At 49.0% G+C, this 15,184-nt stretch carries 13 protein-coding genes and 1 riboswitch; of the genes, 8 read left to right on the forward strand and 5 right to left on the reverse strand.

The window, feature by feature from the left end; translation table 11 throughout:
• Nucleotides 1–99 precede the first annotated feature (99 nt).
• From CLFS41_RS00950 to CLFS41_RS00965, 4 genes are all read left to right on the forward strand, one after another.
• Nucleotides 100–1,374 (forward strand): glucose-1-phosphate adenylyltransferase, encoded by a 1,275-nt coding sequence (locus CLFS41_RS00950; RefSeq protein ID WP_007865248.1) that lies wholly within the window; start codon nucleotides 100–102, stop codon nucleotides 1,372–1,374.
• Nucleotides 1,371–2,492 (forward strand): glucose-1-phosphate adenylyltransferase subunit GlgD, encoded by a 1,122-nt coding sequence (gene glgD, locus CLFS41_RS00955; protein WP_007865252.1) that lies wholly within the window; start codon nucleotides 1,371–1,373, stop codon nucleotides 2,490–2,492. Before CLFS41_RS00950 ends, glgD begins: the two co-directional genes overlap by 4 nt.
• An 80-nt stretch (nucleotides 2,493–2,572) precedes the next feature.
• Nucleotides 2,573–2,860 (forward strand): septation regulator SpoVG, encoded by a 288-nt coding sequence (gene spoVG, locus CLFS41_RS00960; protein WP_007865261.1) that lies wholly within the window; start codon nucleotides 2,573–2,575, stop codon nucleotides 2,858–2,860.
• A 425-nt stretch (nucleotides 2,861–3,285) separates the two neighbouring features.
• Nucleotides 3,286–4,206: a hypothetical protein gene (locus tag CLFS41_RS00965; RefSeq protein ID WP_045091168.1), complete on the forward strand. Its 921-nt coding sequence runs from the start codon at nucleotides 3,286–3,288 to the stop codon at nucleotides 4,204–4,206.
• A gap of 79 nt (nucleotides 4,207–4,285) precedes the next feature.
• On the opposite strand, the gene CLFS41_RS00970 is transcribed toward CLFS41_RS00965, so the two are convergent.
• The 5 genes from CLFS41_RS00970 to CLFS41_RS00990 all read right to left on the reverse strand — a co-directional run bounded on the left by CLFS41_RS00970 (nucleotide 4,286) and on the right by CLFS41_RS00990 (nucleotide 10,888).
• Complete coding sequence (locus tag CLFS41_RS00970; protein ID WP_007865267.1) at nucleotides 4,286–5,044, reverse strand: GntR family transcriptional regulator; 759 nt, start codon at nucleotides 5,042–5,044, stop codon at nucleotides 4,286–4,288.
• Entirely contained in the window at nucleotides 5,034–5,642 is a 609-nt protein-coding gene (locus CLFS41_RS00975) for a hypothetical protein (RefSeq protein ID WP_045091169.1), read from the reverse strand. The genes CLFS41_RS00970 and CLFS41_RS00975 overlap by 11 nt, the downstream gene beginning before the upstream one ends.
• A gap of 33 nt (nucleotides 5,643–5,675) precedes the next feature.
• A complete protein-coding gene (locus tag CLFS41_RS00980; RefSeq protein ID WP_330376701.1) occupies nucleotides 5,676–7,808 on the reverse strand; it encodes a hydantoinase/oxoprolinase family protein in 2,133 nt (710 codons plus the stop codon).
• 16 nt (nucleotides 7,809–7,824) lie between these two features.
• Nucleotides 7,825–9,102: a hypothetical protein gene (locus tag CLFS41_RS00985; protein ID WP_007865274.1), complete on the reverse strand. Its 1,278-nt coding sequence runs from the start codon at nucleotides 9,100–9,102 to the stop codon at nucleotides 7,825–7,827.
• A gap of 376 nt (nucleotides 9,103–9,478) precedes the next feature.
• A complete protein-coding gene (locus CLFS41_RS00990; protein WP_007865276.1) occupies nucleotides 9,479–10,888 on the reverse strand; it encodes an NAD(P)/FAD-dependent oxidoreductase in 1,410 nt (469 codons plus the stop codon).
• A gap of 66 nt (nucleotides 10,889–10,954) precedes the next feature.
• Nucleotides 10,955–11,050, reverse strand: a riboswitch (purine riboswitch).
• A gap of 259 nt (nucleotides 11,051–11,309) precedes the next feature.
• Here CLFS41_RS00990 and CLFS41_RS00995 point away from each other — a divergent pair.
• From CLFS41_RS00995 to CLFS41_RS01010, 4 genes are all read left to right on the forward strand, one after another.
• On the forward strand, nucleotides 11,310–12,287 hold the full coding sequence (locus CLFS41_RS00995; RefSeq protein ID WP_045091170.1) for a nucleoside hydrolase: 978 nt from the start codon (nucleotides 11,310–11,312) through the stop codon (nucleotides 12,285–12,287).
• A gap of 46 nt (nucleotides 12,288–12,333) precedes the next feature.
• Complete coding sequence (locus CLFS41_RS01000; protein ID WP_007865300.1) at nucleotides 12,334–13,098, forward strand: nucleoside phosphorylase; 765 nt, start codon at nucleotides 12,334–12,336, stop codon at nucleotides 13,096–13,098.
• A gap of 3 nt (nucleotides 13,099–13,101) precedes the next feature.
• A complete protein-coding gene (locus CLFS41_RS01005) occupies nucleotides 13,102–13,836 on the forward strand; it encodes a GntR family transcriptional regulator (RefSeq protein WP_045091250.1) in 735 nt (244 codons plus the stop codon).
• Between the two features lie 65 nt (nucleotides 13,837–13,901).
• Entirely contained in the window at nucleotides 13,902–15,098 is a 1,197-nt protein-coding gene (locus tag CLFS41_RS01010) for a BMP family ABC transporter substrate-binding protein (protein ID WP_007865316.1), read from the forward strand.
• Nucleotides 15,099–15,184: the final 86 nt, after the last annotated feature.

The raw sequence follows: 15,184 nt of genomic DNA on the forward strand, positions 1-15,184 counted from the left end.
GCACAAAAACAGAGAAATATATTAAAAAATTTATGTACTATTTACGAAGTTTGTGATATAATTAAAATTACAAAAATCTTAACAGCAAGAGGTGATAACGTGATTAAAAAAGAAATGATAGCTATGCTATTAGCAGGCGGACAGGGAAGCCGCCTTGGCGTACTGACACAGAAAGTAGCCAAGCCGGCCGTATCTTTTGGGGGGAAGTACCGGATCATTGATTTTCCACTGAGCAACTGTATCAATTCCGGGGTAGATACTGTCGGAGTTCTGACACAGTATCAGCCATTACGTTTAAATTCTCATATTGGAATTGGTATTCCATGGGATTTGGACCGGAATGTTGGTGGTGTAACAGTATTACCTCCTTATGAGCGCAGCAAAGGCAGCGACTGGTATACAGGTACTGCCAATGCCATCTATCAGAACCTGGAATATATGGAGACATATAATCCCGAGTATGTTCTGATCTTATCCGGCGATCACATTTACAAGATGGACTATGAGGTTATGCTGGATTATCACAAAGCTAACAACGCAGATATCACCATTGCTGCAATGCCGGTACCGATTGAGGAAGCCAGCCGTTTCGGTATCCTGATTACGGACGAGTCCAATCGTATCATGGAATTTGAGGAGAAGCCTCCCGTTCCCAGAAGCAACCTGGCGTCCATGGGAATCTACATCTTCAGCTGGCCGGTGCTCAAGGAAGCGCTGATTAAGATGAAGGACGAGCCGGGATGCGATTTCGGCAAGCATATCATTCCATACTGCCATGCAAAGGGCGACAGGGAGTTTGCTTACGAGTACAACGGATACTGGAAGGATGTGGGTACCCTTGGCTCCTACTGGGAAGCGAATATGGAACTCATTGATATCATTCCGGAATTCAACCTGTATGAGGAGTATTGGAAGATCTATACCAAGAGTGATGTGATCCCTCCCCAGTACATATCATGTGATGCGAACATTGAGAGAAGTATCATAGGTGAAGGCACGGAGATCTACGGCGAGGTTGTCAATTCCGTGATCGGTGCCGGTGTTACCATTGGAAAGGGGGCAGTGGTCCGCGATTCCATTGTGATGCAGGGAAGCGTCATTGGAGCGGGAAGTGTAGTTGACAAGGCTGTCATTGCAGAGAATGTAAAGATTGGCTCTGACGTCCAGCTGGGAGTGGGTGAGTATGCCCCCAGCACATATGATCCAAAGGTATATCAGTTTGACCTTGTAACCATCGGCGAGAATTCCATTGTGCCTGACGGGATGAGGGTTGGCAAGAACACTGCCATAGCAGGCGATACAACCGTAAGTGACTATCCTGACGGATTACTGGCAAGCGGAAATTACATTATAAAGGCAGGTGGCGTAAAATGAGAGCAATCGGTATCGTATTAGCAGGTGGTAACAGCAAGAGGATGCGGGAACTTTCTAATAAGAGAGCAGTGGCTGCCATGCCGGTTGCAGGAAGCTACCGCAGTATAGACTTTGCATTGAGCAATATGACGAATTCCCACATCCAGAATGTGGCTGTATTTACACAGTACAACTCCAGATCCCTGAACCTGCACCTGAGTTCTTCCAAGTGGTGGGATTTCGGACGTAAACAGGGCGGGCTGTTTGTATTCACGCCTTCCATCACACCGGAGAACGGTGACTGGTACCGCGGAACAGCAGATGCACTTTACCAGAACCTGACCTTTTTAAAGAACAGCCATGAGCCGTACGTGGTAATCGCTGCAGGTGACGGCGTGTACAAGCTGGATTACAATAAGGTCCTGGAATACCATATTGAGAAAAAAGCAGATATCACAGTTGTCTGCAAGGACATGGAAGACGGCACTGACGTAACCAGGTTTGGCTGTGTGAAGCTTAACGATGACGGACGTATCACGGACTTCGAGGAGAAGCCTATGGCAAGTGATGCAACCACCATTTCCTGCGGTATCTATGTGATCCGCAGAAGACAGCTGATCGAACTGCTGGAGCGCTGTGCAGCTGAAGACAGATATGACCTGGTTAACGATATCCTGGTGCGCTATAAGAACCTTAAGAGGATCTACGCGTACAAGCTGAGCGGATACTGGAACAATATCGCTTCCGTGGACTCCTATTATAAGACCAACATGGACTTCTTAAAACCTGAGGTCCGGGATTACTTCTTTAAGCAGTATCCTGATGTATACACCAAGATCGATGATCTGCCGCCGGCTAAGTACAATCCGGGCGCCATTGTAAGGAACAGCCTGATTTCCAGCGGATGTATCTTAAACGGAACGGTGGAGAACTCCATTCTCTTCAAAAAGGCATATGTGGGAAACAATTGTGTGATTAAGAATTCCATTATTCTAAATGATGTCTATATTGGCGATAATACCGTGATTGAGAACTGCATTGTTGAGAGCAGGGATACCATCCGCGCCAACACCACACATATCGGCACGCCGGAGAACATCAAAATCGTTGTGGAGAAGAACGAAAGGTATACATTATAAGACGCAGCGGACAGCGGGTTAAGCGCACGGGGAGCGCAGCTGCAGGCTGAAGCGGGATAAGACGGAAGGGGTATAAGAACATGCAGGTTACGGACGTGAGAGTAAGACGGGTAGAAAAGGAAGGGAAGATGAAAGCAATTGTTTCCATCACCCTGGACAATGAATTCGTCATTCATGACATCAAGGTTATCGAGGGGGAAAAGGGTTTATTCATAGCAATGCCAAGCCGCAAGGCAGCAGACGGAGAGTACCGGGATATTGCCCATCCCATTAACTCCAACACAAGAGACATGATCCAGACCATTATTCTGAACAAGTATGAGACCACCTTGCTGGAGAATGAAGCGGCTGAGGAAGCGCTGGCATAGTATATTGGTAGATTATAACTGTTCAGGACATCCGATGTGAAAATAGGTGCAAAAACGGACTTATAAGCAAGCTTAACGCTCGCTTTTGCACCCATTTTCCCGCCGTCCTGAACTGTTACGGTAGGTTAATAATTAAGAGCCGTTTCTGGATAACGAAATGTTAGCTGGGGAGCGGCTCTTGTTTTCTATGTATTCTTATGCTATAGTGAAAACACGGTTTTTATCACAATCTTGACACATCAAGTGTCAGACAATCTTTGGTGCCCTATGGGCGCTGTAATGGCCACTTCGGCCGTGGTTCCAAACTGTACTACTGGGAAGTATATGATGCTACAAGAGTATGCTCTTACAAGAAAGTCAGGTGATGTTCCGGATGTTCTATTGAAGATGGGAAAGAAATTTATTATAATATAAGGAGGAAATGTATGGATAAAAAGCGGCTGCAATGGCATCCTGCCTTTTTTGCAGTATTGCAGATTGAATTGGAAGAAGAGAAGCAGTTTATACAGTTTTATGCGGAGTATAATCTTACATGTAAGCCTATGCAGATTGATGTATTGGTGATAAAAAAAGATTCGGAGCGAAGGATAGAAAAGAACATAGGCAGAATGTTTCGCCGATATAATGTGGTGGAATATAAGGGAATGAAAGACTATGTGAGTGTAAATGACTTCTATAAGGTTATAGGGTATGCATGTATCCTGCTGTCAAATACAAAGCAGGTTCGGGAGATCCTTCCCTCCCAGATAACGGTGACATTGGCAGTAAGCCATTATCCGCAAAGCTTGTCAAATTTCCTAAAAAGAACGTACAGGGTAGATATGAGACTGGCATATCCGGGGATTTATTATATAAACGGACTTTTGTTTCCTGTACAGATCCTGGTTATCCGGGAATTATCAAAGGAAGACAATATCTGGCTGAGCCGTCTGAGAAGCGGACTGGAACTGGATGAGGATATAGAGGTCCTTGCAAAGGAATATAAGGGAAATGAAGGAAATCCGTTGTATGAGACGGCCATGGATCTGATCATGCGGGCTAACTGGGAAAAATATCAGGAGGTGAGGAAAATGTGTGACGCGCTGAGGGAGCTGTTTGCAGATGAGCTGGAGGAACGGGAAAGTATAGGGATAGAAAAGGGTGGAATGGAAAAGCTGATAACGCTGGTCATGCGGAAGATGGAAAAAGGACAGTCGGCAGTCCGGATTGCTGAGGATCTGGTGGAACCCCTGGATGCGGTTCAGGAACTGTACGATATGATCGAGTCCCATCCGGATTATGATACAGCCCGCCTTTACGCTCTGCTGGCTGATAGACGAAAAGATCAATATTTGATACGTAAGTAAGGCCATTATTTTAAAAACGCCGGAAATCTCCTTAGGAGCAGGAGATTCCCGGTGTTTTGGCTTCTAAGATTTAAAACTCTTACAGCCCCCTGGAACGAATGGACAACAGAAAGTCCGATGTCAAGTCCGCCGGACTCTTGCGCATGCCTTCCGACTCTTTGTCCGACTGGGTAAACAGGTCGGGGAAACGTTTCAGGAGCCAGCGCTCCTGGGCTTTGTAGCGGTCTGTGTGCAGGGAGGACCAGAACATCAGCTTATCCAGGTTTCTGGTGGACACTGCCCTTATCATGGACTCATGTTCCTCAATGGAGTTCTTCATGAAATTTTCGTCCGCCATCAGGGCCAGCAGACGTATCCTTTTATAGTTGCTGCATTCTCTTTCGATCACGGACAGACAGTAGTCTCTGAATATCTCTGAAAAAAACAGGGCGTGAAATTCTTCATCCGCGTCAAAAAAGCGCCGGATGTCCTTGGCGCGGTACTGCTCCTTTTGCTCCAGGATGCAGTTTTCCATGCGAAGGATGACGGACGGGGAAAACATGCCGATAAAGTCCCTGAGAACATTCTCCTCAATGGAGCGGTGGACAAAACGCTCGTTATCGATCCGGTCCAGATCCAGCTTTGATACAATGCTTCCCCTGTGGGGCAGAACCGTGATCAGATCTTCCTGTTCCAACTGAAGAAGGGCCTCCCGGCCAGGGGAACGCCCCACATCGTAGAGCCTGCATATATCCTTAATATTAAAGAACATACCAGGCTTTAAACGCAATTTCACAATGTCATCTCTTAGAATTGAATAAATATTCGTATCTTCTTTTATAACTGGTTCAGTGCCCATATCTCACTTCCAAATCCTGATTTGCCGCAGCCATAAGATATCTGGTATAGATGTATGGCGAAAACGCCACATCGGACATCAGCTTTGAAAAATGGATGGCGCCGATCTCACTGGCAGCTTCCACCTTTCTGCAGCATGGTATCATACCCAGGAACCGGCCCGGTACGCGGACGTTCCTGGTGTAGATGTCCGGTGTACATTCCTCGATCACATGGTAGAGCTCATGCCAGCAGACAATCTCCCGCAGCTTTTGCCTACGGGAGATATCTTCGGGCATATGGACTTCCATATAATGCTCTACCATGGATATAAGGGTCATATTGATCCAGACAGTTTTGCTGTCCGGTTCCATTAATCCCATGTATAAGAATGCGGCCATAGGTTCGCGGCCGTCATCCTTAAGGTCAAAACCCATCCTGCCAAGACAGCTCTCCGGGGGCTGATCTCCAAAGCATTTTCTGATGTGCTCTTTCTGCAAAGCGGCTTCTTGCATACTTTGTTTAATTATAATTGATTTCTGCATAGAAGTCAAAGGTCTGGCCGCAGAATCTTTGGACAGCAGCAGGCCGTACCAGTATTCATCGGGGTAATTGTCCATGGTCCTTCTCCTTGTAACAATAGGCGTCTGTGATCAGCCCAGAGCATTTTTGGCCAGCACAAGTATGATCTCATCGGAGGGGGCCCTGTCGGAAAGCTCTGCTTCTATAAGCCCTGCCACCTGTTTGTATTCCGGAATGCCGGAATAGTCGATCACTCTTGAGCCGCAGATGACATACACGTCCGGATTGATGCGGACTTCGGAGGAAAAGTTGGAGGAGGCATCCCATATCTTTTTGAGATTTTCGCCGGATTTTTCCATAGTGGTGGTCAGGCAGCTTCCATCGGAGCGCTGGATTTTTACAAAGCCTTTTTTATCAATTACCCGGAGCTGGTTTTTATTGCCCTGCCTGCAGGTGGCCACAAAAATCTGTCCATTGGTCGCTTCCAGGTTTACCTTGTCCTCTGCCACGCCCATGGATGCGGCTGCTATGCTGACCGCTTCCTTCTCATCGCAATTTTTCATCAGATCAGTGGTCTTTACCTCGGTGGATCCCATGGCAATGGCCGTCACTTTCTGGGCCTGCTCATCGATTTCCACATAGACTTCTATGCTGTCTTCTACTGCACCGGAGTTCATGGCCATTTCCTTTGCCTCCTTTTTGAGCTGCGCAATGTCCTGGGCAGAGGGATTGGGCAGGGTGCGCTCAACCATTTCCCTGACCATGGCAAGAGCTACCCCAATGGAGGAGATGACTTCTGCATTTTCCGGGATCTGGTATTTAAAGCCCATATCATTGGCCGTAAAGGTGAGCAGAGTACCGGCGCCGCCTCCGGCTCCCACCAGCACGATCTGGTCACGCTCTATTTTATATTTTGCGATCAAATCTTCAATTACGGGTTTGATCTTGTCTGTGGATTTCTGGAGAATGGCTCTGGCTGTATCCTCCACGGACATTCCCACTTCATCTGCCAGGAGCTTGATAGCCATCCTGGCGGAGTCCTCATTGCCGCAGGCATAGTCTCCCTCGGCCAGGATTCCCAGGACATTGGCGGCGCATGTGTTGGTAATGGTAACGGATTCCCCGTTGTTTAAGCGGATGGCAACATAATCATCCGGATCATTTTCCCGCGGCTGCATATGGTAGAGCGCGGCTCCCTCCAGCAATGAAGGATCGGTAAAACAGGCGTAGCCCATGTTTGCAATATGGGCGGACCTGGGTCCCACATCCGTGATGCCGTTCTTTCCGGCCCTCACCATGGAACCTCCCGCAACACCCAGCACACGCACATCCAGTGAGTTGACATAAGTCCGGTGCCCACCTATGATGGCATAGTCAACAGCGGGGCGTCCGTTCTTGATCACGCCGATATTGGTGGAGGTGCCGCCTACCTCAAAGTAGATACCATTGGATGCCCTGAGGTACATCAGGGCTCCGATCACCGATGCGGCAGGGCCTGAAAGCATGGTGAGCACGGGCCGCTTTTTCATCTCATTGACTTCCATGACGCCGCCATCGCCGCGCATGATCATTAGAGGCACATTAACGCCTGTGGAGCGCACCGAGGATTCGGTGCTGTTGGCTGTTTCCATCATTTTTGGAAGAATACTGGCATTGAGCGCAGCGGTCCTGGTCCTGGTGGTCAGGCCGTAAAGCTTGGTGATGTCGGAGGCCATGGAGGAGGGAAGCCCCATCTTATCCGCGGTTTCGGACACCAGCTTTTCTTCGGACATGTTATCCACGCCAAAAGCCTTGGATGCTACAATAACCCGGTCGCCCTGGTTGTACATGTCCTGGATCAGTGCTCGGACGGAATTTTCATTCATGTCCTTTGCCTTGATAAAGTGTGAATCAATATGGATGAATTTGCCTGTTCCCAGGTCAATGTCGGGAATCTTTGTCTGGCGTTTGGTGAGAAAACTCTCCAGACCGCCTTTTCCAATACCGATCACTCCTACTTTGGCAACATCGCCCTCCAACAGGGCATTGGTGGCCTGGGTGGTGCTGTGGGCGATAAAAATCACTTCATCCGGCTGTATATTATTTTCCTCCAGGCATTTCTGAAAGGAATCCACCACTCCTTTGGCCACGCCTTCTTTGGCAAAGTGGGTCGTCATAACCGACCCTTTTCCCACGATCCGGTTGGTACTGTTGTCAATGGCAACAGCTTTGGTGTGAGTGCCGCCCACATCGATTCCGATTCTGATTGCTCTTTTTTCCATCATTCAGTGACGTCCCTTCTTAAATAATGCTGTATGTAAAGTAACCGACTATCTGTATTGCGATAAAGGCGATCCAGCCCCATGGCAGGTTTGTCTTGATGTAGGTTTTTGGCTCCAGTTTGGAGTAGCTGAGGGCCCACATGGTCCAGGACTGCGTTGGGCAGGCTGATGCCACGATGGAAACCGGCGGAACCAAAAACAGCATGAACAGGTACGGTTCTGTGAAAATACCCATGGCCTGCAGGATGGATGCAAGGGCAATTCCTGAACCCCAGATCATAAGGGGGCCTCTGAACAGGGCCAGGGGAGCCAGGATGCAGAACAGTACAAGCAGTACAAGGGGAGACTGGGGGATCAGTCCGCCCAGCAGATTCTGCAGGATGGGGGCCACTTCCTTGGCGGCTGCCTGGAAAATATTAACCCCATACAGCATTCCGATCAGTAGACCGGAGTCGGCAACACCGTCATACAATGTTTTCTGTACCTTTTCCACGGCAGCGGAGTAGCTTGAAAGGTTGCGTGTGAAAAGGAGTCCCAGAAGAATGCCCAGCAGGAAAGCCGGTACGGGCTGCCATTTGAAAAAGGATACCATGATAATGGGAACAAAGGGTACCAGGATGCAGTAGAAGGGAAGCTCCTGGGCATCCACGGATACGGGAGCGGCAAATGCCCTGGTCTTATTCTGACGCATGAAGTTAAAAACAATAAAGGCGATCATAACTACAATGCTGATGATCGTGGCGATCACTGCAAAGTGGATGTATTTATTATCGTACTGTATATTGGGGAATACGGCAAAAAACTGGCTTACATATGCGATATTCAGGTACATGCCGGATGCAACTGCCAGCATGTAAGCGCCTACGGCTGCCTTTTTGTCAATTCCCACAGAAAACATGATCGGCAGAACGATCATACCAATGGCCATAACAGAGCCCACACCGAAGGCGCTGCAGAAGATCAGGGCACATACAATGTTTAACAGCAGGGCTGTGACCAACGGCTTGTCGCCGGCAAATTCAACGGTTTTTTTGATGATATAGCCTGCGATCCCGGTATCCACCAGAACCCGTCCGAACCAGGCGCCGAACACAATGATCGCTATGGTTTTTCCGTAGCTTTCAACTGATTGTTCAAATACAACATTTACCACTGTTTCCAGGGGCACCAACCCGATGATACACCATAAAACCGCGGTTGTGATAAAACCGATCAATAGATTTCCACCTTTAAAGCAATATACGATTAATCCGATAAACGTGATCAACAGTAAGATGCCGGCAACCATATCTGCCATAACTTTTCCTCCTATTTTCCAATATGCAATTGTTTTGTAGTAACTGGCCATGTGCTAAAGTGATATACCACTTACTATATATTACAACTGATATACCGGTGTGTCTATTCATGTTTTGCACTAATATAAAGTTTATTTTTGTGCAATTAGCAAATAAATCGTGAAGAAAATGTTAACTTTAAATCAAAATATGTACATATATCATAGCAAAGATGAGAAAATAAGAGCAGATTGAATAGATGAAAATACGGAAAAAATGGAATATCATTAAATAAAAATGGACAAGTGATATACCACTATGAGGCTAGGGGATGAGAAGGATGCATAAAAACAGGGCCATACCATTAGGTAAGGCCCTGACAGGATAGGGAGAAGCTTAAGCTTCCATTTGTTTTAAGATACTTCTTGCCACGCTGATACCGTTAGCGGACGCCTGCTGCAGTCCGCGTGTGACGGATGCGCCATCGCCGATGGCCCGAAGGCCTTTGATGCTGGTCTCAAAATCTGTGTTCACTACCACCTTGTTGGAGTAGAATTTGACCTCCACGCCGTAGAGAAGGGTTTCATCACTGGCAATGCCGGGGGTCACTTTATCAAGGGCCAGGAGCATTTCCTTAATATCGGTCATGATGCGGTGAGGGAACACCAGGGACAGGTCCCCGGGTACTGCGTCCTTTAAGGTGGGAATCAGGTTGTTGCGGCAGAGGCGTTCCTCTGTGGTGCGGCGCCCTCTCTGGAAGTCGCCGAAGGTCTGCACCATGATCCGGCCGCCGCAGAGCATGTTGGAGAGCTGGGCAATGTGTTTGCCGTATTCAATAGGTTCATTAAAAGGCTTTGTAAAGTTCTTGCTCACCAGCAGGGCAAAGTTGGTGTTGTTTGTCTTGTATTCCTTGGACTTGTAGGCATGTCCGTTGACAACGGCCAGGCCGTTCTCGTAGTATTCCGTGGCAACCTCACCGGAAGGGTTGGTACAGAAGGTGCGGACCTTGTCGTCAAAGGTGGGGGTATAGTATACCAGCTTGGCCTCGTACAGGTTATCGTTCAGGAACTTCATGACCTCGTCCCTTACCTCCACGCGGACACCGATATCCACGGTGCCTACCTGGGTCTCGATCCCGTGGTCCCCGCAGATGTGTGAGAACCAGTCTGAGCCTTCACGGCCAATGGCAGAAACGATCTCAGGGGCGTAGCAGGTCTCATCCTTGTCTGTGAGAACTCCCTTTACCCTGTCTTCTTCTATGATAATATCCTTGACCATGGTGTTGAATTCCATGGTAACGCCCTGGGCCAGAAGATGTTCCTGAAGGCGGGTATAGATCTTATATCCTTCTTCCGTTCCGAGATGGCGGATGGGACACTCAATCAGCTTTAAATTGGCATTGATGGCCTTGCGGCGGATCTCCTCGATCTCTTTCTGCTTGTCCAGACCGTAGACATTGGTGTCAGCGCCGAATTTAAGGTAAATATTATCGGACTCCTTTAAGAGTTCAATGGTCTTGTCATAGCCCAGGATCTCCGGCAGGTTACCGCCAACGTCCGGTGACAGGGACAGCTTTCCGTCTGAAAATGCACCGGCTCCCGCGAAACCTGTGGTGATGGAACACGGTTTACATCCAACACATACCTTGGTGGTACGCTTGGGGCATACGCGCTTTTCAATGGGGCGTCCTTTTTCCACCATCAGAATCTTCATGTCCGGTTTTTTCTGGATTAACTCGTACGCGCAGAAGATGCCGGAGGGACCTGCGCCAATAATGATCACGTCAAAGTTCTTGGTTGGATTCATAGAAAAACTCCTTTCGCTGTGTAACTTCAGGGCATTTTTTAATATGCCCTAACATAAAAAAAGCCAGTATACAAAATAGAAGCATGTAGTCAACTATTCCGGTAGCTGGTAGAAACGTTCATCCGATTATGAACTTATACAGGCATTGCAACGGTTTTAGTTTAACATAGATTGAGTGGATATGCAAGGGCAGAACGCCCAAAAATTTTGGCCAAATCACAAAGAACACAAAAAATATTTAGGCATCATTAAAAAAATTGTATCTATAAATTACAAAAAATTGTGCATTTAGCATAATTAAACTGGTGTTGCCATGTTGACAACTTGGCTGCCATGTTGTAAAATATGTGTACAAGATGAGAAGAAAAGACTTGATGAAAAAATAAGATAAAAATGAGATGAGAAAAAGGAGCACATATTTATGAAACGGATAATAATTGATGCGGATACAGGCGTGGATGATTCCCTGGCTATCCTATACGCATTGAGGTCACCTAATTTCCATGTGGAGGGGATCACCACATGCTTTGGCAATAATAATGCGGAGCAGTCCGCAGACAACTGCCTGCGCCTGATCCGGCTTTCAGGCTGCGGTTATGAGGTGCCGGTGGCCGTGGGCTCCAACGAATCTCTGGACGGCGTGTTCGATTCGGCTCCCGCCCACATCCACGGGGATAACGGGATCGGCAATGTGGAGCTGCCTGAGAGCAGCCAGAAGCCGGTGGACGAGACTGCCTGGGATTTTATTATAAGAAAGGCCGGGGAGCTGAAAGATGAGCTGACCATCATCACAACGGGGCGGATGACCAACCTGGCCCGCGCCCTGGAGAAGGATCCTGAGCTGCCCTCTAAGGTAAAGAAGGTGGTGGCCATGGGCGGAACCCTGAAGGAACCGGGTAATGTGAATCCCTACGCAGAGGCCAACATCCACGGGGATGCAAAGGCGGCTGACCGGGTATTCAGGGCCGGATTCAACCTGGCCCTGGTAGGGCTGGACGTGACCATGAAGACATTTATCACGGACAGGGATGTAAAAAATCTCTGTACCTACTGCCGGGAGGAGTGCAGGGCCATTGCGGATTACATAAGGGATGTTCTGAAGTTTTACTTTGAATTCCACCGGGTATCCATGGGCATGGCGGAGGCATGTGTGGTCCACGATCCGCTGGCCGTACTCATCGCCGAGGACCCGTCACTGGGAGTGTTTCGCATGGTCAGGGCCGGAGTGGAATATGAACATGAGCCGTATCGGGGCATGATCAAGACGGACACGGGATTTGTGCCGGTTCTGGACCGGGAGGAGATTGCGGTGTGTGTGGAGGTGGATTCCGAGAAAGCGGTCCGCAGGCTGTTTTCACTGTTTCAGGACATGACGCCGGGAAGATACAACAGGAAGTAAGAGCATTAAGATGGATTAACATAAAATAAGAAAAGGGAGATGTGTTATGGGAAAAAAAATGATGCACATTGCACTGGAGGCCGGGGATGTGGGAAGGTATGTGTTTCTTCCGGGAAGCCCGGAGCGCACGGAGAAGATCGCGGCATACTTTGACAATCCGCAGGAGATTGCCTACAACAGGGAGTACAGGACATTTGTAGGTGAGTTGGAGGGCGCCCGGGTGGCTGTGACCAGCACAGGGATCGGCGGCCCGTCTGCGGCCATTGCTGTTGAGGAGCTGCATCAATGCGGGGCGGATACCATGATGCGCGTGGGCACCTGCGCTTCCGTATCACCCAAGGTGTCGCTGGGGGATGTGGTAATCCCCAACGGAGCCGTGAAGATGGAGGGGGTGAGCCTTCACTATCTGCCGGTGGAGTTTCCCTCGGTGCCGGATTTCCATATGCTTAAGTGCATTGAACAGGCGGCTAAGAACCTGGATTATCCCTACAACGTGGGCGTTACCATCACAAAGGCGTCCTTTTACACACAGACTGAGCCGGAGACAAAACCCGTGGGACCGGAGCTTATGTTCAAGTGGTCCGCCTACGAAAAGGGAGGCGCCACCTCCACCAGCATGGAATGCGCGCCCCTGTTCGCCATTGGCTCCTGCCTGGGGATCCGGACCGCATGTGTGATGGCCAGCGCCACTAACTGCAGGAATTACAGTGATAACGGCAGGAATACGGAAATTGACATTGAGGACAGGGCGATCCGGACCGCTATCGAAGCCATGAGGATCATCATCAGGAATGATAAGGAGATGAAGTAGTTGATGGATTATAAGGAAATGCCTTTGTTAAAGGAAATGAATATTCCTTATTACGTACAGATTTATGATATTATTTACCAGCTGATCCAGGAAAATGTGCTGCAGGAGGGGGATACCCTTCCGGGGGAGAATATTCTGGCCGAGTACTGGAACGTGAGCCGCAGCACGGTGCGCATGGCAGTGCGGAAACTGGAGGAGGACGGCTATATCTATAAGATGCAGGGCAAGAAGACCATGGTCACGGGCCAGCTGGCCAGGAACAAGGATGGGCTTCAGCATATCTCCAATCCCTGTATCAGCAGCTGCATCGATACCATAACAAAGGCGGAGGCAGTGATCAGCGTGCAGAATGGCGGACGCCTTATAGGGGATCTGTTGGGCTACAACGGCAAGGTATTCACCGCAGTGGCCGTGGATATGAAATATTATGTGGGGGAAGCATACGTGGCCTCCTCTGTGGCCATTATACCGGTGCTCCGCCTGGAGCAGGAGGGGATCGCCATTGATGAGGAAGAAAAACTAAAGGACCTGGCCCTTTCCGGACTATACAAGCGCGCAGGACGTTCCAGTCTGTCCATGAGCGCGGTGGAGTGGACGGAGGAGGTGGCGGACCAGCCCCAGAGCCCGATCATTATAGTTATGGATGAGGTGCTTTATGAGGATGAAGCTCCCCTTGCCTATCACAAATACAGGATGGACAGCAACTGGTACCGGTTTACCCTGGACCGCAGGCTGTAAGATATGAAACCTTCTGCTTTTTAGCAGTTTGTTGATAACAAGTTAAACATAGGAGGATATGGAAAATGAAGAAAAGGATCGTAAGTACCGTACTGGCGGCCGCGATGGCCGCATCCATGCTGGCAGGCTGCGGATCTTCAGCAAAAGAGACAGCAGCTGCTGCCGGGAAGCAGGAACAGTCAGGGGATGCCGCTGCCGAAAAGGACAAGGCGGAGAGCGCGGATCCAGCGGACGCGGATGCATCCGGTAAAAAGTTGAAAGTGGTATATCTGTGCAACGGCAACCTGGGAGACAAGGGATTTAACGATTCCGCCGCCAGCGGTATGCAGATGCTGGCTGACCAGATGGGAGCTGAGGTCAAGACCATTGAGATGGGCAGGGATGAGACCAGCTATGAGGGCAACTACCTGGATGTGTCCGAGCAGGATTGGGACATGATCGTATCCGGTACATGGTCTGTGAAGGAACTGGCTCAGGATATTGCCTCCCAGTTCCCTGAAAAGAATTACCTGATCTTTGATGTTTCCGTTGACAGGGACGTGGTTACGGACGGCAATATGATGGGAGTTAACTATTACTCCAACCAGGCAGCATTCCTTTCCGGCGTGCTGGCTGCAAAGATGCTGGATTCAGGGGATGCCAAGATCGATGCTTCCAAGAAGATCCTGGGATTTGTGGGATCCATGGATACATCCAATATCAACGATTTCCTGGTAGGTTATCTGGAAGGCGTTCAGTATGTGGACCCTGAGATCAAGGTAGTGACCTCCTATGTGGGTTCCTTTGAGGATGTTTCCAAGTGCATGGAAATGACCACCCAGCTGTACAACCAGGGAGCCCAGGTAGTATATGCGCCCGCGTCACAGTCCATCCTTGGCGCTGTAACAGCAGCCCAGAAGTCAGACAAATATCTGATCGCCTGCGATCAGGACCTGTATTCCGAGTTAAAGGAATCCGATCCCCAGCTGGCAGCCAATGTTATTTCCTCCAGCTTAAAGAATGTGGGAGAATCCATTTACACATCCGTTAAAGCATGGTCGGAGGGAACCATGACGCTGGATCAGGATTATATCCTGGGCCTGGACAGCGGCGCTGTGGGCCTGGCTGAGAACGAGAATTATAAGGCAATTGTTCCTGAAGAGATTCAGAAATTCATCGATGAGACAGAACAGAAAATCATCAATGGCGATATCGCGGTCGGCACTGCATTTGACATGTCAACAGAAGACGTAGCAGCTCTTCGTGATGGCATGAAGCCATGATTTAATTAACACTGAGGCTGCGGATGCGCAGCCTCTTTTTTCAGAAATAACAACTGTGGAATGATTCTGTGGAATGATGAGGTGCT

The sequence above is a fragment of the Clostridium sp. FS41 genome, from assembly GCF_000954015.1.
GTDB classification, from domain to species: Bacteria; Bacillota; Clostridia; order Lachnospirales; family Lachnospiraceae; genus Enterocloster; species Enterocloster citroniae.